The organism is Frankia sp. R43 (assembly GCF_001306465.1).
Classification (GTDB): Bacteria; Actinomycetota; Actinomycetes; order Frankiales; family Frankiaceae; genus Parafrankia; species Parafrankia irregularis.
Window position 1 is genome coordinate 69,814 of sequence record NZ_LFCW01000002.1, and the last position, 21,585, is coordinate 91,398.

Genomic DNA, 21,585 nt, shown 5'->3' on the forward strand with positions numbered 1-21,585 from the left:
TCTTGGCGGTGTCCGGAACCCTCGACAACCTGGTGAGCGGTGCCAGCGCGGATTCCCCCGGTACCGGCCCCTCCGGCACACCCGGTGCACCCGGCGCGGGTGCCATCACCGCGAGTGAGCGGGCACTGCGGGAGCTGCTCGGGCAGCGGGTCGCCGTCCTCGACGGGGCCTGGGGCACGATGCTGCAGAACGCCGGCCTCACCCCCGCCGACTACCGCACCGAGCGGTTCACGGACCATCCGAAGGACGTCACCGGTGACCCGGACCTGCTGAACCTGACCCGGCCGGACGTCATCCTCGACGTGCACCGGCAGTACCTGGCCGCGGGCGCGGACATCACGACCACGAACACGTTCACCGCCACCAGCATCGGGCAGGCCGACTACGGCCTGGAGTCGCTGGTGCGGGAGATGAACGTGCAGGGTGCGCGGCTGGCCCGCCAGGCCGCCGACGAGGCGGCGCAGATGTCCGGTACCCGGCGGTTCGTCGCCGGGTCGATCGGGCCGCTGAACGTCACCCTGTCGCTGTCGCCGCGGGTGGAGGACCCGGCCTACCGGGCGGTGACCTTCGATCAGGTGAAGGCCTCCTACGCCGAGCAGATCGCGGCGCTGGCCGAGGGCGGCGTCGACCTGCTCCTCATCGAGACGATCTTCGACACGCTGAACGCGAAGGCGGCGATCGCGGCGGCCCGCGAGGTCGCCCCGCAGCTGCCGCTGTGGATCTCCGTGACGATCGTCGACATGAGCGGGCGGACGCTGTCCGGGCAGACCGTCGAGGCGTTCTGGAGCTCGATCGCGCACGCCGAGCCGCTGGTCGTCGGGGTGAACTGCTCGCTCGGCGCCGAGGAGATGCGCCCGCACGTCGCCGACCTGGCCCGCCTCGCCGGCACGTTCACCGCCTGCCACCCGAACGCCGGCCTGCCGAACGCGTTCGGCGGCTACGACCAGACCCCGGAGGAGGCGGGCCGGCTCATCGGCGGGTTCGCCGCCGAGGGCCTGGTCAACGTGGTCGGCGGCTGCTGCGGAACGACGCCCGCGCACATCGCGCGGATCGCCGAGTCGGTGCGGGGCACCGCGCCGCGCGCGCTGCCGGAGCTGCCGGCGACAACCCGGTTCAGCGGCCTGGAGCCGTTCGAGATCGGCCCGGACACCGGCTTCGTCATGATCGGCGAGCGGACCAACGTGACCGGTTCGGCGCGGTTCCGCCGGCTGATCGAGGCCGACGACTACCAGGCCGCGATCGACGTGGCGCTGGAGCAGGTGCGCGGCGGGGCGAACCTGCTGGACGTCAACATGGACGCCGACCTGCTCGACAGCGAGCGGGCGATGACCACGTTCCTGAACCTGCTGGCGACGGAGCCCGAGGCCGCCCGCCTTCCCATCATGATCGACAGCTCGCGCTGGAGCGTGCTCGAGGCGGGGCTGCGCTGCGTGCAGGGCAAGGGCGTCGTCAACTCGATCAGCCTCAAGGAGGGCGAGGAGCCCTTCCTGGCGCAGGCGCGGCGCATCCGCGACTTCGGCGCCGGCGTGGTCGTGATGGCCTTCGACGAGCAGGGCCAGGCCGACACCACCGAGCGCAAGGTCGCGATCTGCGCCCGCGCCTACGACCTGCTCACGCAGAAGGTCGGCTTCCCGGCGACGGACATCATCTTCGACCCGAACGTGCTCGCGGTGGCCACCGGCATCGCCGAGCACAACGGCTACGCCAAGGCGTTCATCGACGCGCTGCCGCAGATCAAGCAGCGCTGCCCCGGGGTGCGCATCTCCGGCGGCATCTCGAACCTGTCGTTCTCCTTCCGCGGCAACGACGTCGTCCGCGAGGCGATGCACTCGGCGTTCCTGCTGCACGCCGTGCGCGCCGGGCTCGACATGGGCATCGTCAACGCCGGCCAGCTCGCGGTGTACGCGGACATCCCCGCCGACCTGCTGGAGCTGGTCGAGGACGTCCTGTTCGACCGCCGCGACGACGCCACCGACCGCCTCGTCGCGTTCGCCGAGACGGTGAGCGGCAGCGGCACGAAGCGGGTCGTGGACCTGTCCTGGCGCGAGGCGCCGGTCGCGCAGCGGCTCTCGCACGCGCTGGTGCACGGCATCGTCGACTTCATCGAGGCCGACACGGAGGAGGCCCGCGCGGCGGCGGCCCGCCCCCTCGACGTGATCGAGGGCCCGCTGATGGACGGGATGAAGATCGTCGGTGACCTGTTCGGCTCCGGCAAGATGTTCCTGCCGCAGGTGGTCAAGTCCGCCCGGGTGATGAAGCGCTCCGTCGCCTACCTGGAGCCGTTCATGGAGGCGGAGAAGCAGGCGCTGCTCGCCGCCGGCGGTTCCGTGGACGCCGACGCGGGCCGCCGCGGCAACGGCCGGGTGGTGATGGCGACCGTCAAGGGCGACGTCCACGACATCGGCAAGAACATCGTCGGCGTGGTGCTGGGCTGCAACAACTACGAGGTCATCGACCTGGGCGTGATGGTCCCGGCGAAGGTCATCCTCGACACGGCGGTGGCCGAGGGCGCCGACGCGATCGGCCTGTCCGGGCTGATCACCCCGTCGCTGGACGAGATGGTCGCGGTGGCCGCCGAGATGCAGCGCCGCGGGCTGAAGCTGCCGCTGCTGATCGGCGGTGCGACCACGTCCCGCCAGCACACCGCGGTGCGCATCGCGCCCGCCTACGACGGCACGACCGTCCACGTGCTGGACGCCTCCCGGGTCGTCGGTGTGGTCTCCGACCTGCTGGACGACGACCGGGCCGCCGAGCTCGCCATCCGCAACCGCGCCGAGCAGCAGGAGCTGCGTGAGGCGCACGAGCGGCGCCAGCAGCAGCCGCTGCTCACCCTGGCCCAGGCCCGGGCGAACCGTGAGCAGGTCTCGTTCGACGACCTGCCCGTGCCCGCGTTCACCGGGCTGCGGGTCGTGCGCCCGGGGCTCGCCGAGCTGCGCGCGATGATCGACTGGCAGTTCTTCTTCCTCGCCTGGGAGGTCAAGGGCAAGTACCCGGCGATCCTGGAGCAGCCGGTCGCCCGCGAGCTGTACGACGACGGGAACGCCCTGCTCGACCAGATCATCGCGGACGGCAGCCTGCGGGCCGAGGGCGTGTACGGCTTCTGGCCGGCCGTCGCCGACGGCGACGACATCATCGTCGACGTCGCCGCGGCCGGCGCAGGCATGTCGGGCACTGGCGCGTCCGGCACCACCGCCACGGTCGAGCCGACCGTCTCGGCCACCGACGGCCGGCTGCGGCTGGCGATGCTGCGCCAGCAGACCGCCAAGCCGGCCGGTCGGCCCAACCGCAGCCTCGCCGACTACGTGGCCCCGGCCGGCGACCACCTCGGCGCGTTCGCGGTGGCCATCCACGGCGCCGACCAGCTTGCCGCCGAGTACGAGGCCCGCCAGGACGACTACCGGTCGATCATGGTGAAGGCGCTGGCCGACCGGCTGGCGGAGGCCTTCGCCGAGTACGTCCACCTCGAGGCCCGGCGGGCCTGGTTCGAGCCGGGCTCCGAGCCCGCGCTGGAGGACCTGCACGCCGAGCGGTTCCGCGGCATCCGGCCCGCGTTCGGCTACCCGGCGAGCCCGGACCACAGCGAGAAGCGGCCACTGTTCGACCTGGTCGGCGCGGACCAGGTCGGCATGGGGCTGACCGAGTCGTTCGCGATGACCCCCGCCTCCGCCGTCAGCGGCATCATCTTCGCGAACCCGGCGGCGCGCTACTTCACCGTCGGGCGCATCGGCCGCGACCAGGTCGAGGACTACGCCACCCGGCGCGGCATGAGCATCGCCGAGGTCGAGAAGTGGCTGCGCCCCAACCTCGCCTACGACCCGCAGTAGTAGTCGGTCGTCGCACCGCGCTGCCGCGGGTCGTTGCGCCTGGCCGCTGCCATGGTGTGGGATCCGCGGTGGCGGGGTGGTCCGGGTGCCGGGGGCGGCCCGCGCCGGGCCCCTCCGGGCGGGAGGCGCCAGGTGGGCAGGTCGTCCGGACCGAACGAGCGGTCCGGCGGATCCCGGCGACCGGGGCGCTCCGACGCACCGGAGCCGCAGGAGCGGACGGAGTCCGCGGAACAGGCGCCCGATCGGCTGGGACGCTACCGGCGCAGGCGGGACTTCCAGGCCACCCCGGAGCCCGCTGGCGACGGTGCGGGCTCCGGTCCTGCCGGCGCGGCACGCTTCGTCGTGCAGCGGCACCGTGCCCGCAAACTGCACTACGACCTGCGGTTCGAGATGGGCGGGGTGCTTGCCAGCTGGGCGGTGCCCCGCGGCCCGACCCTCGATCCCGCGGTGCGGCGGATGGCCGTGCACGTCGAGGACCATCCCGTCGAGTACCTGGACTTCGAAGGGGTGATCCCGGCCGGGCAGTACGGCTCCGGCGATGTGATCGTGTGGGACATCGGCAGCTGGGTCCCGCACGGGACGGATGATCCGGTCGCGGCGGTCGCCGCGGGGGAACTGCACGCGGATGTGTTCGGGCGGAAGCTGCGGGGCCGGCTCGTGCTGATCCGTCAGCAGGAGCCGCGGTGGCTGCTGCTGCACAAGCGGGACGCACAGGCGGTGCCCGGCTGGAACCCGGAGCAGCACCCGCGGTCGGTGCTCAGCGGTCGTACCAATGACGAGGTCCGCGCCGTGCCCGACCGGATCTGGCGGTCCGGTGCATCCACGGCGCAGGCCACCGAGCGGACCCGCGCACCCGCGCCCGGACGCGCCGCCGACGCCACCATCACCACCACCGACGGCACCACCACCGACGGCACCGCCACCGACGCCTACGCCGCCACCGACGCGACGGATGGTTCAGGGACAGCGGGCGGCGCCGGGTCCGGTGCGGCGGCGCCCGCGGTGCGCCCCCCGGGGGACGACGAGCTGCGGGCGCTCGACGAGCTGGGGGCGAACGGTGTCTGGGAGGTCTTCGGCCGGCCGCTGCGCCTCACCAATCTCGACAAGGTGCTGTTCCCGGCGGGAACGGAACGGCCTGCGGCCACCAAACGGGATCTCGTGCGCTACGCGGCCCTGATCGCGCCGACCGTGCTGCCGTACCTCACCGGCCGGGCTCTGAACATGCACCGTTTCCCGAGCGGGGCGCAGGCTCCCGGTTTCTGGCACAAGCAGGTCCCGGCGCACGCGCCCGACTGGGTCACCCGCTGGCATCCCCCCGGGGCCACCGCCGGCCGGACCACCGAGCACCTGGTCGTGGACTCACCGGCGACGCTGGTCTGGGCGGCCAACTTCGGGGCGCTGGAATGGCACGCCTGGACGGCGCCGGTGACCGCCGCGGAGCAGCCGTCCTACGCGCTCATCGACCTGGACCCGGGGACGGGCACAGCCTGGGAGGACGTCCTGGTGCTGGCCCGGCTGCACCGCACAGCGCTCGCGCACCTCGCCGTGCGGGCCGGGGTCAAGGTCACCGGACGCCGGGGCCTGCAGATCTGGGTTCCCGTCGCGCCCGGGCCGGGCTTCGAGCAGACCCGGGACTGGGTCGAGCGGCTCTCCCGGGCGGTCGGCGCCGTCGTCCCCGAGCTGGTGAGCTGGAAGTGGGAGGTGCGCGAGCGGGCCGGGCGTGCCCGGCTCGACTACACGCAGAACGCGCGGAACAAGACGCTGGTCGCCCCGTACAGCCCGCGCGCCGCCGCGGGTGCGCCGGTGTCGGCGCCGATCGACTGGGACGAGCTCGACGACCCGACGCTTCGCCCCGACAGCTTCACGATCCGCACGGTACTGGCTCGTCTCGCCGAGCGCGGCGACCCCTTCCGCGTCGTGCTCGACGGCGGTCAGCCGCTGCCACCGGTGGCCTGATTCACGCAGACCAAGCACGCAGACCCAGGCACAGGCACAGGCGGCTGCACCGGAACCTCAGCCCGGGTCGCTCAGTCGTCGCCCTCGATCTGGCTGATCTGCATGACCGGGGTGATCGTGGTGTAGTTCGACAGGTCGGAGGCGATCGCGGTGCTGTCGGCCTTCATCGCCGTGCTGAGGGCGTCCATCGAGTCGAAGCGGAAGTGCGCCGCCGCCACGTAGGGCCCGCGGATGCCCCGGTCGACCTCCACCTGGGTCAGCCCCCACATCCTGCAGGCCATCGGGATGTGCTTGTTCAGGTAGTAGTCATGGTCGAACGTCGCGCCCTCGGTCTTCGGGTACAGCACGCTGAGCCGGATCACGGCGATGGCCTCCTCGCTCGCGGCGCGCGCCGGATGCGTCGCCTTTTTCCCAGCTTCCCGCAGATCCCCCGATCGGCGCATCTTTCGTGGCAGACCGGGCCCGCCCGGCGGCCGCGAAGTAGTCCAGCGTGGCGCGCGTCTTGGTCTGCTGCGGGCCGGTGAGGTCCACCCCGTGCCGGCGCAGGACGTCGGCGGTGCGGGCGGCGACCCGCAGGGCCTCGGTGGGGGCGCAGCGGGTCGACAGCTCGACGATGCGGGAGCCGTCGGGGTAGGTCCACCGCTCGACGAGCAGGCGGCGGCCCAGCCCGTCCGGGCGGATCTTGGCCCGGCGCACGTCCACCGGGCCGAACACCCGCAGCTGGTCGAGGTCGAGACCGGTGGGCAGGCGGGCGCTGAGCAGGCGCAGCTGCGGGCGGGTGAACAGGCGGTGCAGGCCCCGGCCCTGGGCCATCACCCGTTCGACGTCGTCGGCGCCGAGGCGGGCCCGCAGCGCGCCGGAGCAGACGTAGTAGCCGGGCATTCCGTCGACCTCGACGACGAAGTCCTTCGATCGGCGCAGCCGCCGGGAGACGTCGCCGGGAACCATCGGACGCAGCTTGACCACCGCGTCGTCCGGGCCGCCGACGATGCTGCGGACCCGGGCGACCGCGCCGTTGCGGTGCAGGGCGCGGTCCGCGGTGTCGAGGTAGAAGACCCGCTGCCGGCGGCCCCGGGTGAAGTCGACACCGAGCGCCGCGCAACAGCTGTCGTGGGCGTCCACCGGGACGACCAGCTTCAGCTCGACCCGGTCCACCTCGCTGGCGAGCTCCAGCAGCCGATCGAGCTCCTTGTCGGGCAGCTGCCAGAACCGCTGGGCGGCCAGCCGCCGCCGAGCCGACCGGGCTCCGCTCGCCGCCATGGACCCGGCCTGCGCCCGACCGCGGGAAGGACCACGCGACAGGCCGGGCAGGCCGGACGCGCGGGACACCCGCAGCACGCGCAGAGCGCCGGGACGGTGAGGTTTCATCGTGAATGATCGTAGAGAAGCGGGCGGCAATTCACCCAGCAAAGGGGCTCATTTTTCTTCCAGCCTGGGCTTGACAGGAGGAAATACGTGCACGGGCGGACGTGCCGCCCGTGGTCCCGGTCAGCTCCCCCGCGGATCGGGCTCAGTCGTCGGCGAGGCTGATGGCCTGCTTCGGGCAGGCCGCGACGGCCGCCTTCAGGTCGGCGCGCAGGTCCTCACTGGGCTCCTCGTCCAGGATCACCAGATAGTCGTTGTCGTCCAGCTCGAACACCGACGGCGCGATGCCCACGCACAGCGCGTTGCTCTCACACAGCTTGAAATCGACTACTACTCGCATGCTGACCTCCGTCAGACAGACAGTCCGGACCCGGATGACGCCCGCTGTCCCCCCGGCGCCGGCTTCCGCCGCCGCCAGGGTGTCCGATGGACGCCATCCTCGTCATCCTTGCGCGCACCTGCTCGGTGTGCGGAGGTCAGGCTACGACCTCTTCGCCTACGAGGGTGGTTCGGTGCATCAGTCTGCGGGACGTGGCCGTGTACGGAATTGCCCGGTGCAGCATGCCGGTGTTGTCCCAGATGACCAGGTCACCCGGGCGCCAGTGGTGGCGCAGGACGAACCGGGGCTCCGTCGACCAGGCCAGCAGCCGGTCGAGCAGGGCCCTGCTCTCCTCCTCCGGCCAGCCGACGACGTGGCTGGCGGTGACCCCGACCAGCAGGGACTTGCGGCCGCTGCGGCGGGTCCAGACCAGCGGGTGCTCCCGGCTGGGCACCCGGGCCCACAGCGCCCGGGTCCTCTCCGACGCGTCCGGCTCGGCGAGGCGCTGGGAGGCCGCGAAGCTGTGCACGACGCGCAGCGTGGCGAACTGGGCCTTCTCCTCGTCGGTCAGGGCGTCGTAGGCGGCGTAGGTGTTCGCGAACTCGGTGTCGCCGCCCTCGTCGGAGACCTGGCGCGCCGTCAGCAGGGTGGCCTTCTGCGGCAGCTCGTCGTTCGCGCCGTCGATGTGCCAGAAGAACGTGCCCCTGCGGTACGCGGCGAGCACGCTCTCGGCCGGGTCAAGGGTGATCTTCGAGACCTCGGGGAGCCCGTCGATCCCGCCCGTCGGCGCGACCACGACGGTGCCGAGCAGGCGGCTGAAGGCGACCAGATCGGCGTCGTCGATGTTCAGCTCGCGGTAGACCACCACGCCGTGCTTCTCCAGCAGCGCCTGGCACTGGGCCGCCGCCACCGGATCGACGAGCTGGTGACCCGCCAGGCCGGCGACCTCGACGCCGACCTCGGGGCTGATCGCGGACACGGTCGCGGCCATGGCAACTCCTACTCGGATCGTGCTGTCTGGATCGTCCGTGCGGTACCGCCCCGGCCGGGCGCCGGGGCGGCGGGCCGTTCTCGGCGGTGGCTCGCGACGCGCTCAGTCGTGGCTCTCGTGGAGGTCGTCGTCGAGCGGCAGGTCGAACGAGCTCATCATCATCGCCAGCATGTCGTAGGTGCCGGTCGTGAAGATGATGTCGAGCAGCTGCTGGACGTCGAGCTTGCCGGCGAGGAACTCCCACGTCGTCGCGCTGATCCCGCCGTCAATGATCAGCTCGTCGACGGCACGGAGCAGCGCCGCGTCCAGCGGGTCCAGGAAGGGGGCGTCCGGGCCCCAAGCGATACGCGCGATCTCGGCGTCGGTGAGGCCGAGATCGCGGGCCATGATCACATGCTGGGCCCACTCGTAGGCGACCTTGCGCACCGTCGCCACCCGCAGAACGATCATCTCCCGCTGGCGCAGCGTGAGCGTCGTGCCGCGCAGGATGTGGCCGTTGAACGTGAAGAACGCATGCGCCAGCTCGGGATGATGGGCCATCGTTCCCAGCGTGTTCAGGGCCTTCGAGCGGCCCTCGGTGGGCAGCGGAGGATGCCGGGGCGCCTCCGGGGTCATCGCCGCGAGGGCCGCGCGCATCTCCTTCGGCCACTCCCGCAGGGGACGCGGTTCGATCCGTGCCATGTCGACGGCTCCTCTGCCCTCAAACCCAGAACATGCCCTTGAACCCAGCACACGCCCGACAACCAACCGTGATAGCCGTCACACCGGACGCCTTCAGGCCATCATCCCCGAGCCCGGCCCCGGAGGCACGCGATTGATCGAGCCGGCCCGGCAGATCGATCGGAGCCCATGCGATCACAGCCGATTCGACCGACCCGCGATACTGCGGCCAAAAAATGCCTATCACCTGGGCTTCAGCTGGTCAAGAGCCGCGGATTCGACCTTCAGCCGGCCATCGAGACGGGTTCGGCAGCACCCGCACTGGCCGCTCTTACCATAGCGCTCCCAGCCGCTGTAAGGAAGTCTGAGAGAACCTCATATGTCTGGTTCGAGAATGACACCACCACGCACCTGTACCGCCACCCTGGGCTCACGGTGAGGCCTGGACCGGGGCCGAACCGCGCACCCCCGACAGGGCTCCGTAGCCGGCCGCGGACGACACCTGACCCGACTTCCTTCTGCCGATTTTGACATGTCAGTTGAATTCTTTGAATATGAGAAGCTTGTTTCCGCTCGGTGTCGAAGCATTTTTGCAGCCGCGCCCGTCGGCACGACAAGATCTCCGGGCGAAGTTTCCCGATCGGTTCTGGAGAAATTCTGCAGGAGCTCCTCGGCCGTATCGTCGCCAGCCACCAGTTTCATTCGGCGACGGCATCCAGGACGCTTCCCGGATTTCTGCACACTTCCTCACCGAGGCCTCCCCGGGAAGGCACGGGCGCCGACTCGCCCCCTGCCGACACCGGGGCAAGGACCCAGAGGATTTCGGCCGCCGGAGATCCTGCCGCACAATCCCCGCCGCACCCACCTAGCCACAGCTCGAAGATCCGACGATTCTGGCTGTTCTGACGACCAGGATCCTTCGATCTGTCCCGGCAGCAGCTGCAACCCGAAGACGCAGGCCGGAGATCCGACGATTCCGGTCGTTCTGACGACCATGATCCTCAGGCCTTGCCCGGCAGCAACGGCTGTCGGGGCTCAGGATTTCGCCACACGCTCTGGAAAGACCAGAATCTTCGACTCCTCCGGCTCCGGCCGTGGGGTGCGTGGGTGCCGCGGGTTCAGCCGCCCCGGACGAAGGGGTAGATCCGGGTGAAGTCGGCCCCGGCCTCGGCGGCGGCGAACTGCTTCCACAGCCGCGCCGTGACCGGAGCGACCACCGGGGTGCGGCCGACCTCGCCGACGGCCTCCAGCTCGCCGACGGCCTCCAGGTACAGCGCCACGTCCTTGGCCATCAGCGTGTTGGCGAAGCCGGCGGCGTAGCGCCCGGTGAGCACGTGGTGGGGGAACTTGTCGCTGGTCGCCGTGTTCTGGCCACTGGCAGCGTTCAGGACGTCCAGCATGGTGGCCATGTCGAGCCCGGCCGCGGTGCCGAACGCGACAGCCTCGCTGGTGGCGATGAGCGCGGTGGCGGAGAGGAAGTTGTTCGCCAGCTTGAGCGCCTGGGCGAGCCCCGGCCGCGCGCCGACCCGCCGGCACCGGTCGCTCAGACCGGCGAGTACGGGCCCGACCGCCGCGCAGTCGTCATCCGAGCCGGCGAACATCACCGCGATCGTGCGGGCGCGCGCCCCCGCGACACCGCCCGACACCGGGGCGTCGACATAGCCGATGCCCGCGCCGGCCAGCAGTGCCGCCACCTGCCGTGCCGCCGCCACCCCGATCGTCGAGGTGTCCACGACCCGGGTGACCCGCCGGGGCGACCGCCCGGCGATCCGCTCGGCGACCTGGTGGCTGGCCGCGCCGTCGGGAAGGCTGAGCACCACGACCTCGGCCCGCCCGGCGACCTCGGCGACCCCGCCGGCGCCGGCGGCACCGGACGGCACCCGCTCCGGACCGGCCGGGTCGAACGCCACGACCTCGTGCCCCGCGGCGACCAGGTTCGCGGCCAGGGCGCCGCCCATGCTGCCCAGGCCGACGAAGCCGACCACCGGCCGGCCACCCGAACCCGCGTCCGTCATCGCACGTCCCTCCCGCCACCGTCTCCCGCGGCCCCAGCCCCGGCGCAGCCACAGCCACAGCCACAGCCACAGCCAAAAGTACACGTCTACGTATATTTGACGTTCATCACAGCAGAGGCTGGCGGGGACGGCAAGCGGCAGGAGCCTCGCAGGCCGTCGCGCCGGACGATCAGCGCAACGGCTTGACAATAAGTATACGCATCGGTGTACTTATCGCATGAGGTCGGAGGCCGAGGCCATCGAGGTCGGCACCAGCGGAGCGAGTACCCCGCAGGCGCGCACCACCCGGGCCGGCGCCGCCAGGGCCGACACCAGCGGTCCCGACACCACCGATCCCGGCACCACCGGGGCCGGGGCGGCGGGGCGGTCCCGCACCGGGCGGCCGACACCGACCGAGGCCGCCGAGATCACCGCACGCCTCCGTCGGGCGGCCGTCGAGATCTTCCTGCGGGACGGCTACGACCGGACCACGATGGAGGCGGTCGCGCAGGCCGCGGGGATCACCAAGCGCACCCTCTACGCCCGCTTCCCCGACAAGCGGACCCTGTTCCTCTCCGTGATCTCCTGGGCGCTCGCCCGGCACGAGAACGACCCGGTCGAGCTCGACACGGTGCCCGACGACCTGGCCGAGGGCCTGACCGTCATCGCCCGGTCGCTGCTGGCCCGGGCGGTCGACCCCGACCTCGTCGCACTGCACCGGATGGCGATCGCCGAGGCGGCGCGGTTCCCCGAGTTCGCCGCACATTCCCGCACGCTCGCCTGGTCGCCGCGGCTGCAGGCGGTCATGAGCCTGCTGCGCCGGCACATCGAGCGGGGCACGATCGTCGTCGACGACGTCGAGATCGCCGCCGAGCAGTTCATCGCCCTCGTCAGCATGTCTCCGGCCTGGCTCGCCACGTTCGGCGTAACTCGGGATCCCGAGGTCAGCGAGCGGCACCTGCGCCACGCGGTCGCGCTCTTCCTCAACGGAGTGCGCCGCCGGGACGACGCCGGCCTCCCGGCGTCGCGGTCACGTTGACGTCTGACGCGCCGACGCGCCGGCGGCTTTCCTCGCCGGCTACTACCCAGGAAAGGACGTGATCGAGATGGCCGGGAACCCTGCCGGCAAGGTCGCCGTCGTCACCGGTGGCGCCTCGGGGATCGGCCGCGCCTGCGCGGTACGCCTCGCCCAGGACGGCGCCCGGGTGGCGGTGCTCGACCTCAACGGCGACGAGGCCGAGGGCGTCGCCGAGGAGATCCGGGCAGCCGGCGGGACGGCCCTGTCCGCCACGGTCGACGTCGCGGACCGCGCGAACATCGACCAGGCCCTGGCCGACGTCCGCGAGCGCCTCGGCCCGGTCGCCATCCTGGTCAACTCGGCCGGCAAGGAGGGCTTCAAGCGCTTCCTCGACATCACGATCGAGTCCTGGACGTCGATCCTCACCGTCAACCTGACCGGGACGTTCCACTGCTGCCAGGCCGTCGTCCCCGACATGGTCGAGGCCGGATGGGGCCGGATCGTCAACATCTCCTCCTCCAGCGCCCACAGCGGCCAGCCGTACATGACCCACTACGTCGCCTCGAAGGCGGGCGTGATGGGCTTCACGAAGGCGCTCGCGCTGGAGCTCGGTCCGGCCGGCATCACCGTCAACACGATTCCGCCCGGGTTCATCGACACCCCGATGACCCGCCGCAACGAGGAGCGGGGCTTCTTCGGCTCGACCGTCGACGAGCTCGCGGCCCGCACACCGGTCCGCCGCGCGGGGCTGCCGCAGGACATCGCCGCGGCCTGCTCGTTCCTCGTCTCCGAGGAGGCCGGCTACATCACCGGCCAGGTCATCGGTGTCAACGGCGGCCGCAACACCTGAGCCGGCCGGGCCGCCGACCACGCCGGTCAGCAGGCGGCTGACCGGGAGGACCGAGGATTGTGGAGCTGACCGGGCCGAGCTGACCGGGCCGAGCAGAACGAGCGCGGGCCCCGTCCGGAATGTTCCGGACGGGGCCCGCGTCGCTGTACAGGTGCGCGCCGGTCAGCGGCGGCTGGAACCGCCCCGCGGGACGTCGCGGAACGCGACCCCGCGGTCCAGCGCCTGCTCCCGCGGCATGCCGAGCACCCGCTCGGACACGACGTTGCGGGCCATCTCGGTGGTGCCACCGCCGATGCAGCTCACCTGCCGCAGCAGGTAGTCGTTGCCGCATTCGGCGGTCGCGCCGTCGGCATCCTCCCAGGCCGCGCCCGTGCCGCCGGCGATCTCGAAGGCCAGCGTCGTCGTCCGCGCGGCGACCACACCGGTGAACAGCCGCCCGACGGCCGCCGACTGGTCCGGGATCCGGCCGGAGCGCAGGCCGGCGGCGACCCGCTCCTGCAGGGCGTGGGTGACGACGTCGAGGGTGCGGCCCTCACCGATGAGGTCCCGGGCCAGCGGGTCGTCGAGGCGGCCCGCGTCCCGGGCGATCTCGACGAGGTGGGCGGCGCGGATACTGCCGCGTGCCCCGCCCTTGGGAATGGTGACCAGGGGCGAGTTGTGCAGCATGCGCTCGTGGAACATCCACCGGGTGCCGACGGTCCAGCCGTCGTCGATGTTGCCGACCCGGTCGGAGTCCGGCACCCGCACGTCGGTGATGAACTCCTGGCAGAACTCCTTGTTGCCGTTGAGCATCTCGATGCGGTTCACCTCGATGCCGTCCTGGTGGATCGGCAGGATGAAGACCGTCAGTCCACGGTGCTTCGGCACGTCCCAGTTCGTGCGGGCGAGCACCAGGCCCCAGTCGGACCACCAGGCGCCGGTCGTCCAGATCTTGGAGCCGTTGAGGATCCAGTCGTCACCGTCCCGGACCGCCGTGGTCAGCGCCGCGGCGACATCCGAGCCCGCGCTCGGCTCGGACAGGAACTGCATCCACAGTTCCTCGCCCCGCAGGATCGCCGGGATGTGGCGGCGCTTCTGCTCCTCGGTGCCGAAGTCCAGGAGCACCGCGGCGCACGGCGAGAAGGTCGGCGCCTGGATCTCCGACGGGTACTCGTACCCGGAGATCTCCTCGCTGAAGGCGGCCTGGTGCTCGGGGGTGAGGCCCTGCCCGCCGTACTCCTTGGGGAAGCAGATGCCGGCGAAACCCGCGTCGAAGAACATCCGCTGGATCTCGCGCTGGCGAGCGATGGAGGCGAGCTCCTCCTCATCGCTGTGGCTGGCCCGCATCACGCCGACCAGGGCGTCCGCTGAGAGCGGCGCCAGGTTCGAGCGGATCCAGTTCCGCGCCCGGAGCCGGAAGCTCTCGACGTCCTCGATGTCGCTCGCCGTCGCGGCGCTGCCGCCTGTCGCGCCCGTGCTCATGCTGACCTCTCCTTGAGGTGCTCGACCACACCGGCGATGCGCTGCCGGTGCTCGGCCGGTGTTCCGAACAGTGCCCGGTCAAGCACGACCCGGCGCAGGTAGAGGTGCAGGTCGTGCTCGAAGGTCACACCGATGCCACCGTGCATCTGGACGCAGTCCTGCAGCAGCTCGGACCCGTAGTCGCCGATGAACGCCTTGGCGATGCTGACCAGCTCGGCCGCGTCGGGCGACTGGGCGTCCACCGCGGCGGCCGCCTTGTCACTGATGGCGTGCGCCGCCTCCAGCCACGACTTCATGTCCGCGAAGCGGTGCTTGAGCTCCTGGTAGGAGGCCAGCGGCCGACCGAACGAGTAGCGCTCGAAAGCCCACTGGACGGTCAGGTCGAACGCGGTCTGCATCGCGCCGACGCTCTCCGCGGTCAGGATCACCAGCGCGATCTGGAGCTGGCGCTCCACCTGCTCCGCGGCACCGCCCAGCTCACCGACGACGGCGCTGCGCGGCACCCGCACACCGTCGAACCGCACCGTCGAGAAGCGCCGGGTCAGGTCGACCGTCTTCAGCGGGGTGATCGTGATCCCGGGTGCGTCGGTCGGGACCAGCACCTGGGTGAGGCCCTCCTCGGAGCGCCCGGTGACCAGCAGGTACCCGGCCTGGGCGGCCGACTCGACCGGCCGCTTCACCCCGTCGAGGACAATCTCGTCGCCGTCGACCCGGCAGGTCAGCGTGACCGTGCCCAGCCGGTCGTTCGGCGCCGGCTCCGTGTGCGCCCACGACGCGATGGTCTCCCCGGCCAGCAGCCCCTCCAGGACCGCCAGGTGCGCCTCACCGCCGGCCGCGCTCAGCGCCGCGGCGACGACGTTCGCCGATGCCAGCGGGCCCGGGGCCGACCGCACGCCGAACTCGTAGGCGGCGATCGTCAGGTCGACCAGGGGCGACCCGCTGATCGACCCACCGCCGTGTTCCTCCGACACCAGCAGGGACGTCCAGCCGAGCTCCGCCCCGGCCTGCCAGTAGCCCGCGTCGAAGCCGGCGGGGTCGTCACGAAGCGCCCTGATCCGGTCGACCGGGACGCGGTCGGTCAGATACCGGGCCGTCGCCTCCCGCAGGACTTCCTGATCAGCGTCCAACTCCAGCAGCACAGTCTGATACCTCCAACTTGCTCGAGCCCTCACGCGACATCCAGGTCCGCAGGAGGTGACAAAAACTTATAGGCGTATTTGACCGGCGTTCAACCCTTGCCGCGACATCGGACGTCCGGACCCGGAGCGGACCCCCCAGCAGCAGCGATACTGGCCTGCGCCGGGTGCCGCCAGCAGCCGACCAGCCCCGCAACTGGGACGCCGGTCAGCTCACCCGTCAGCCGTTCCGGCGGCAGCCTCGGCGGCGCTTCCGGCGACCGTCCCGGTGGCGCTTCCGGTGGCGCTTCCGGCGCTTCCGGCGGCGGTCCCGGTGGCGGCCTCGTCGTCCGCGCCGATCTCGAAGTCGTACTCCAGTGGGACGATCGACCGGTACGGCAGAAAGGCGAGCTCCTCGTACGCCCCGCGGTGGGCCGGGTACCGGCCGACGGCCCGCCAGTACACCCTGGCCCGGTCGATCCGCTCCATCACGGCCGCGGGATCGTCCTCGCACAGCAGCAGGTGCAACACCAGGTCGGAGGCGTCGGAGGCGCCCCGTTCCTGTGCCGACGGCCCCTGGCCCGGATCGACCCCCGGCGCGGCCCCCGAATCAGCCTCCGGACGAGCCGCGTCGTCGGCCCAGCCCAGCCGGACCGCGGCGAGCACGCCGGGCACCGCGGCCAGGTCGGGCAGGTGCACCCGCTCCCACCAGTCCACCGCCTCGCCCAGCCGGTCGGCCGACGGCGCCCGCCCCAGCGCCACGATCACCCCGCGGTGGGCCAGGTACGGCACGGCCACCGGACGGACCAGGCAGCCGGGGCGGGTCCACGCCGAGGTGACCCGCCACCGCGAGTTGTGCCGCGCCCGGCCGGGCCGCCAGAACCGGCCGGAACGCAGGATCGTCCGGTCCAGCGCGAGCCAGCCCTCGCGGGCCTGCTCCCCGCACATGTCGAGCGGCCCGCCGAACCAGTAGGTGGTCAGGTACGGCGGATGCCCGCCGAGCAGGTCCGAGCGGACGATCCCCGGCGCGGCGCGCAGGTCGCGAGCAGCCACGTAGCGGCGGCCGGCCAGCACGTCCGGTTTGGCGAGGTGCTCGGGCATGTGATCGAGGTCGTACCAGCGGTTGTACTCCGCGGTGAACTCCGCCGGGATCTCCAGCAGCGCGAGCATCATTCCGGTGATCTCCACACCAGCCCCTTCCAGTCGCCCGTTTCACCCTGGCACCCGGCGACCGCACGGGCCCGGGACGCCACCGGTCGCCGGTGTTTGGATCTGTTGACCCTCGGTGTGCTGGTGTGGGTCAATGCGGCATCGGCACCGAATTCCGGGGGCCGTCGATCACGGTTTGCATCCGTCCGCCTGCTTCCGGCGAAGGAGACCGATGCGTCCCGAGCATGTTGGGTACGACGTCGTCGACGATCACATCGGTGTCATCACGTTCCGCCGACCCCGCGCCGTCGAGGAGCACGGCGCCCGCGGCGCCCACCACGCGCAGCTCCTGCGCGAGCTGGACGACGCCTGGCAGACCGCCGCGGCGGACAGTCGGGCTCGGGTCATCGTGCTGAGATCAACCGGCCCGAACTTCTTCGCCGGGCCGGGCGGCTCCGGCGACCGCGCGGGAGCCGGTGCCCGCGCCGGAACCGGTGCCGGTGTTCGCGGCAGCGACAGCGCGGTGGGCGCCGCGGCCGGCGCGTGCGGTGGCGACCACGACTGGGAGGTCCGCCAGCAGCTCCACTACGCCCAGGTCTGGCGCGACATCCCGAAGCCCGCGGTCGCGGCGGTCCAGGGCCGGTGCATGGCCGGCGGGGTGTTGCTCTGCTCCCCCTGCGACCTGGTCGTCGCCGCCGACGACGCCGAGTTCGCCCGCCCCGTGACCGGCACGGGCGGCGGCACGGCCACGGCAGGCCGCACGGCCACGGCAGACTGCGCGGTCACGGCGGACGGCGCGGCACAGGCAGGTGACCCGGTCACGGCAGGCGGCCCGGCTTCGGTGGGGGGCCCGGCTTCGGTGGGGGGCCCGGCCGAGGCAGGCAGCTCGGCTTCGGCATGCGCCATCCTGACCGCCGCGCAGGCTCAGGACCTCGGCCTCGTCACCACGGTCGTGCCGCTCGCCGCACTGCATCGCACAGCCCTCGCGCTGGCCCGCGACCTGGGCGCGAGCCGGTGACCACCGAGGCCGTAGCCACCCGGCGAACGCCGCTGGACGCCTGAGCGTGATGGCCAGGGAGGCTCGCACCGCAACGCAAAACCGGTAGTTCACACCAAAAGGCCCGCAGACTTGCCTGGCGACCCGCAAGAAAGAAGGTTCTTGGTCGTCGGAACAACCGAAATCCTTCACTGCTGCGACTCGCCGAACCTCCGCTGGCCTCAGGCGGCGCGGGCCCGCCGGTCGTCCAGGACCACCACCAGCGCGACGAGCGCCCACACCGGCACTGCCGCCAGGACCGCGAACCAGGGCAGTGGCAGGCCCGCCGCGGCCGCGGCCGCGATGGCGGCCAGTGCGCCGCAGGCGATGATGACGACGCCGAGGCCGGTGATCGGGAACGCGTGCAACGGGGCGTGCAACACCCACACCAGCAGCAGGAACACGATGACCGGCAGCGCGATCGCGAATCCGACGACGCCGTCGGACACCTTGATGTGGTGGACGAGCGTCTCCGCCGCCACCTCCAGACCGGCACCCAGCGCGGCCAGCGCGGCGAAGACACCGTAGTGGCCGTAACCCCAGCCGAACGCCCGCTCCGGGTGGCGGGCCAGCCCGTGCCCGGCGGGGGCCGCGAAGTACAGCCACCAGCATCCGAAGAGCAGCAGCAGACCGCCGGCACCGAGCAGGACGGTGTCGGTGGTCGCGCCCGCCTCGACGGCCGGCGCGAGCGCCCGGGACGCGGCCAGCACGCTCTCCCCGAGCACGATGATGACGAACAACCCGTAACGCTCGGCGATGTGATGGGGATGCCAGGACGTCCGGGCGGCGCGCTCGGCCCACGGCGGGACGGCCAGCTCCAGCGGCACGAGTACGAAGAACGCGATCAGCCCGGCGGTGTCCGGCAGCGCGAGCCGGGCGAGCCAGCCGGCCTGGATCACGGCGGTGCCCAGCGCGTAGCGGTACGCGGTCGCCCGGCTGGCCCGATCGCCCCGACCGGCACGCACCCACTGCGTGACCATCGCGACCCTCATGATCACGTAGCCGACCGTGACGGCGGTGTAGTCGGTGTCGTCGAAGGCGGCCGGCACACCCGCCGCGAGCACCAGCACCCCGGCCATCTGCAGCAGGGTCAGCAGCCGGTACGGGACGTCGTCGCTGTCATAGGCGGAGGCGAACCAGGTGAAGTTCATCCAGGCCCACCAGATGGCGAAGAAGACCATCACGAAACCGACGACACCGTGGCCCAGGTGGTCGTCGGCCACGGCATGCCCGAGCTCCGCCGCCGCGGCGGCGATGGCCACCACGAAGGTCAGGTCGAACAGCAGCTCCAGCGGGGTGGAGGCCCGGTGCGGCTCCTCGGCGGAACGCGCACCCATCGGCAGCCGCCACCGGCGCCCGGCGGCCGGGCTCGCCGGTTCACTCGCCGGTTCAACGGTCTCCGGCATACACGCCCCCTTCGTGGTCGGTCGCTGTGGCATCGTCGCCTACCGGCAGCGAGACGCCGAAGGCGGCGCCGCCCTCCGGGGCGTGGCCGGCGAAGGGGGTGCCGCCGAGCCGGCGGGTCAGGCCTGCGACCAGCGCGAGACCCACCCCGGTCGAGACCGGCCGCCGGCCGCGGTAGCGCTCGAACAGCGCCGAACGCTCGAAGGCGACGGCGAGGTCGTCGTCGGTGAGGCCGGGACCACCGTCACGGACCTCGATCACGGCGGTGACCGGGGCGGCGACCGGGTCCGCGCGCAGCGCGATCACCACCGGCTGGCCGGCCGGCACCACCCGCAGGGCGTTCTCGGCCAGGCCGTCCACGATCTGGCGGAACCGCATCGGATCGGTGCGGGCGGTCACCGGTGCGCCGGGCAGCTCGACCCCGAGACGGACACCGGCAGCCTCGCAGCGGGGGCGCCAGACCGCGGCCGCCTCGGACACCAGTGCCCGCAGGTCGACCTCGGCGAGATCGACGCGGAAGTCGTCGGCGCCGAGGCGGGCCAGGTCGAGCAGGTCGCTGACCAGCCGGTCCAGGCGCTGGGCCTCGCCGAGAATGATGCGCCCGGTGCTGGTGACGTCGGCCGGTTCGGTCACGCCGTCCGCGAGGGCCTCGGCGAAGCCCCGCACCGCGGTCAGCGGTGTGCGCAGCTCATGCGAGACGGACAGCAGGAACCTGCGCTGGCGGTCCTCGCTCTCGGCGAGCGCGGCGGCGAGACCGTCGAGCGCCGCGCCGACGTCCGCGACCTCCGCCGGCCCGCAGCGGGTGGTCGCCGGCTCCGCGACCACCCGCTCCGAACGGCCCACTCGCCCCAGACCTCCCAGCCACCCGGGACTTCCCAACCACCCGGGACGGCCCGCCCGCCTCGGACCTCCCGCCCGCTCCGGGGCCACCTGCGCCGGGGCCGCATGCTCCGAGGCCAGGTACTCCGAGGCCAGGTACTCCGGGCGCACGGCGGCCCGCGGGTCACGGTCTCGGCGCCCGGCGGCGAGCTGGTCGGCGACCTCGGCGAGGCGCCGCAGCGGCCGGGCGAGCCGGCGGGCGAGCAGCAGCCCGACGGCCGTCGCCGCGGCGAGCCCGCCGGCCAGCGCGATCCCGAACCGCCGCAGCATCGCGCCGGCCAGCTCACCGTTCTCGGCCGCGGGCTGCACCAGCGCGATGGCCCCGCCGCCGTCGAGCGGCCTGGCCGCCACGATCACCCGCCGGCCACCGACCGTGCGCGCCGCGCCGACGTCCTGTCCGGCGCCGATCCTGGTGAGGACGTCCGTGGGCAGTGCGAGGCCGCGGCCGGCCCCGGGGCCCTGGCGGGTGATCGGGCGGCCGTCGGCTGTGACCCGCACGAAGGTCACCCGCTGGGCCGCGATCGTCCGGGCCACCCCGGCTCGCAGGTCCGCCGTGGCGTTCGGCCGGGCGAACAGGGTCGCGACGACGTCCGCCTGCCGGCCGAGCGCGCGGCGGGCCTCGTCGTCCGCGGCGCCCCCGACCAGACCGGCGAAGATCGTTCCGGTGAGCGCCACCGCCAGCACCGCGACGGCGGTGGTCGCCAACGCGATGCGCGCGGCGAGGCCCACGGGCCGCCGGCCGTCACGCATCGGCGGTGTAGCCGACGCCGCGGACGGTGCGCAGGGGGCTCGCCGGGCCGAGTTTCGCGCGCAGCTGCGCCACATGGACGTCGACGGTCCGGCTGCCGGCCGCCGCCTGGTAGCCCCAGACCTCCGCCAGCAGGCGGTCCCGGGTGTGCACCAGGCCGGGCCGGCGCATCAGCACCGCCAACAGGTCGAACTCGGTGGCGGTCAGGGTCACCTCCCGGTCGCCGGCCATCACCCGGCGGCGGTCCACATCCAGCCGGACCTCACCGGCGCGCAGCAGGCGGCCCGGTTCGGAGCCGAAGCCCGAGTCCGAGTCCGGGCGGCTTGGGCTTGGGCTCCGGTCGGGAGCCGGGTCCGGGCTTGCGCTCGACCTCGGGTGGTCCGTGACCGCGCCGGGCGACGACGAACCCCACGCTGGCGTATCCCGCGCCGGCGCTGCCCTGGCCGCCGCCGCGGGCCCGGACGTGCGCCGCAGGACGGCCCGCAGTCGGGCGACGAGCTCCCGCGGGGAGAACGGCTTGGTCAGGTAGTCATCGGCACCGAGCTCAAGTCCGACGACGAGGTCCACCTCCTCGTCCCGGGCGGTCACCATCAGCACCGGAACCCAGTCACCGTCGGCACGCAGGGCGCGCAGCAGCTCGCGGCCGTCCAGGCCGGGCAGGCGGACGTCCAGGATCACCGCGGCGGGCGCGAGGGCGCGCGCGGCGGCGAGGCCGGTCGGGCCGTCGGTGCGGATCTGGACCTCGAAACCCTCCCGGGCAAGGTACATGCGGATGAGCGCGGCGATGTGCGCCTCGTCCTCGATCACGAGGATCAG

Annotated in this window: 17 protein-coding genes; 5 read left to right on the plus strand and 12 right to left on the minus strand. The window is 72.5% G+C overall.

Going from position 1 to position 21,585, the window contains the following annotated elements; genetic code table 11:
* The first annotated feature begins 104 nt into the window (after nucleotides 1–104).
* Together metH and ACG83_RS07950 are read left to right on the plus strand one after the other, a co-directional pair.
* Nucleotides 105–3,824 (plus strand): methionine synthase, encoded by a 3,720-nt coding sequence (gene metH / locus ACG83_RS07945; RefSeq protein WP_152991364.1) that lies wholly within the window; start codon nucleotides 105–107, stop codon nucleotides 3,822–3,824.
* Between the two features lie 246 nt (nucleotides 3,825–4,070).
* The gene (locus ACG83_RS07950) at nucleotides 4,071–5,780 is read left to right on the plus strand and encodes a DNA polymerase ligase N-terminal domain-containing protein (protein WP_054566475.1); all 1,710 of its coding nucleotides are present in this window, start codon (nucleotides 4,071–4,073) and stop codon (nucleotides 5,778–5,780) included.
* A 71-nt stretch (nucleotides 5,781–5,851) separates the two neighbouring features.
* On the opposite strand, the gene ACG83_RS07955 is transcribed toward ACG83_RS07950, so the two are convergent.
* The 6 genes from ACG83_RS07955 to ACG83_RS07980 form a co-directional block, all read right to left on the minus strand.
* Complete coding sequence (locus ACG83_RS07955) at nucleotides 5,852–6,142, minus strand: EthD family reductase (RefSeq protein ID WP_054565556.1); 291 nt, start codon at nucleotides 6,140–6,142, stop codon at nucleotides 5,852–5,854.
* On the minus strand, nucleotides 6,087–7,148 hold the full coding sequence (locus ACG83_RS07960; RefSeq protein ID WP_235497786.1) for an adenylate cyclase: 1,062 nt from the start codon (nucleotides 7,146–7,148) through the stop codon (nucleotides 6,087–6,089). Before ACG83_RS07960 ends, ACG83_RS07955 begins: the two co-directional genes overlap by 56 nt.
* Before the next feature lie 142 nt (nucleotides 7,149–7,290).
* On the minus strand, nucleotides 7,291–7,485 hold the full coding sequence (locus ACG83_RS07965) for a ferredoxin (RefSeq protein WP_054565557.1): 195 nt from the start codon (nucleotides 7,483–7,485) through the stop codon (nucleotides 7,291–7,293).
* Between the two features lie 136 nt (nucleotides 7,486–7,621).
* Entirely contained in the window at nucleotides 7,622–8,455 is an 834-nt protein-coding gene (locus tag ACG83_RS07970) for a TauD/TfdA family dioxygenase (protein ID WP_054565558.1), read from the minus strand.
* 102 nt (nucleotides 8,456–8,557) lie between these two features.
* A complete protein-coding gene (locus ACG83_RS07975; RefSeq protein ID WP_054565559.1) occupies nucleotides 8,558–9,136 on the minus strand; it encodes a carboxymuconolactone decarboxylase family protein in 579 nt (192 codons plus the stop codon).
* Nucleotides 9,137–10,233: 1,097 nt separating this feature from the next.
* Nucleotides 10,234–11,130 carry an NAD(P)-dependent oxidoreductase gene (locus tag ACG83_RS07980; protein WP_054565560.1) on the minus strand — a complete coding sequence of 299 codons (897 nt, stop codon included), beginning with the start codon at nucleotides 11,128–11,130 and terminating at the stop codon, nucleotides 10,234–10,236.
* A 217-nt stretch (nucleotides 11,131–11,347) separates the two neighbouring features.
* On the opposite strand from ACG83_RS07980, the gene ACG83_RS07985 reads away from it, so the two are divergent.
* Both ACG83_RS07985 and ACG83_RS07990 read left to right on the plus strand, forming a co-directional pair.
* Entirely contained in the window at nucleotides 11,348–12,148 is an 801-nt protein-coding gene (locus ACG83_RS07985) for a TetR/AcrR family transcriptional regulator (protein ID WP_083473088.1), read from the plus strand.
* A gap of 67 nt (nucleotides 12,149–12,215) precedes the next feature.
* The gene (locus tag ACG83_RS07990; protein ID WP_054566477.1) at nucleotides 12,216–12,977 is read left to right on the plus strand and encodes an SDR family NAD(P)-dependent oxidoreductase; all 762 of its coding nucleotides are present in this window, start codon (nucleotides 12,216–12,218) and stop codon (nucleotides 12,975–12,977) included.
* Nucleotides 12,978–13,139: 162 nt separating this feature from the next.
* On the opposite strand, the gene ACG83_RS07995 is transcribed toward ACG83_RS07990, so the two are convergent.
* From ACG83_RS07995 to ACG83_RS08005, 3 genes are all read right to left on the minus strand, one after another.
* The gene (locus ACG83_RS07995; protein ID WP_054565561.1) at nucleotides 13,140–14,438 is read right to left on the minus strand and encodes an acyl-CoA dehydrogenase family protein; all 1,299 of its coding nucleotides are present in this window, start codon (nucleotides 14,436–14,438) and stop codon (nucleotides 13,140–13,142) included.
* A complete protein-coding gene (locus tag ACG83_RS08000) occupies nucleotides 14,435–15,577 on the minus strand; it encodes an acyl-CoA dehydrogenase family protein (RefSeq protein ID WP_054565562.1) in 1,143 nt (380 codons plus the stop codon). Before ACG83_RS08000 ends, ACG83_RS07995 begins: the two co-directional genes overlap by 4 nt.
* Nucleotides 15,578–15,787: 210 nt before the next feature.
* Nucleotides 15,788–16,741 carry a hypothetical protein gene (locus tag ACG83_RS08005; protein WP_235497787.1) on the minus strand — a complete coding sequence of 318 codons (954 nt, stop codon included), beginning with the start codon at nucleotides 16,739–16,741 and terminating at the stop codon, nucleotides 15,788–15,790.
* Between the two features lie 193 nt (nucleotides 16,742–16,934).
* Between ACG83_RS08005 and ACG83_RS08010 the strand changes: the two genes are divergently transcribed.
* Nucleotides 16,935–17,720 (plus strand): enoyl-CoA hydratase-related protein, encoded by a 786-nt coding sequence (locus ACG83_RS08010; protein WP_054565563.1) that lies wholly within the window; start codon nucleotides 16,935–16,937, stop codon nucleotides 17,718–17,720.
* Between the two features lie 200 nt (nucleotides 17,721–17,920).
* Here the strand turns inward: ACG83_RS08010 and ACG83_RS08015 are convergent, their stop codons facing one another.
* Genes ACG83_RS08015 through ACG83_RS08025 form a run of 3 tightly spaced genes read right to left on the minus strand, consistent with a single transcriptional unit; the run spans nucleotide 17,921 to nucleotide 21,537 of the window.
* Complete coding sequence (locus ACG83_RS08015; RefSeq protein WP_054565564.1) at nucleotides 17,921–19,144, minus strand: low temperature requirement protein A; 1,224 nt, start codon at nucleotides 19,142–19,144, stop codon at nucleotides 17,921–17,923.
* The gene (locus tag ACG83_RS08020) at nucleotides 19,128–20,771 is read right to left on the minus strand and encodes a HAMP domain-containing sensor histidine kinase (RefSeq protein WP_054565565.1); all 1,644 of its coding nucleotides are present in this window, start codon (nucleotides 20,769–20,771) and stop codon (nucleotides 19,128–19,130) included. Before ACG83_RS08020 ends, ACG83_RS08015 begins: the two co-directional genes overlap by 17 nt.
* Nucleotides 20,764–21,537: a response regulator transcription factor gene (locus tag ACG83_RS08025; RefSeq protein WP_369812875.1), complete on the minus strand. Its 774-nt coding sequence runs from the start codon at nucleotides 21,535–21,537 to the stop codon at nucleotides 20,764–20,766. Before ACG83_RS08025 ends, ACG83_RS08020 begins: the two co-directional genes overlap by 8 nt.
* Between the last annotated feature and the right edge of the window lie 48 nt (nucleotides 21,538–21,585).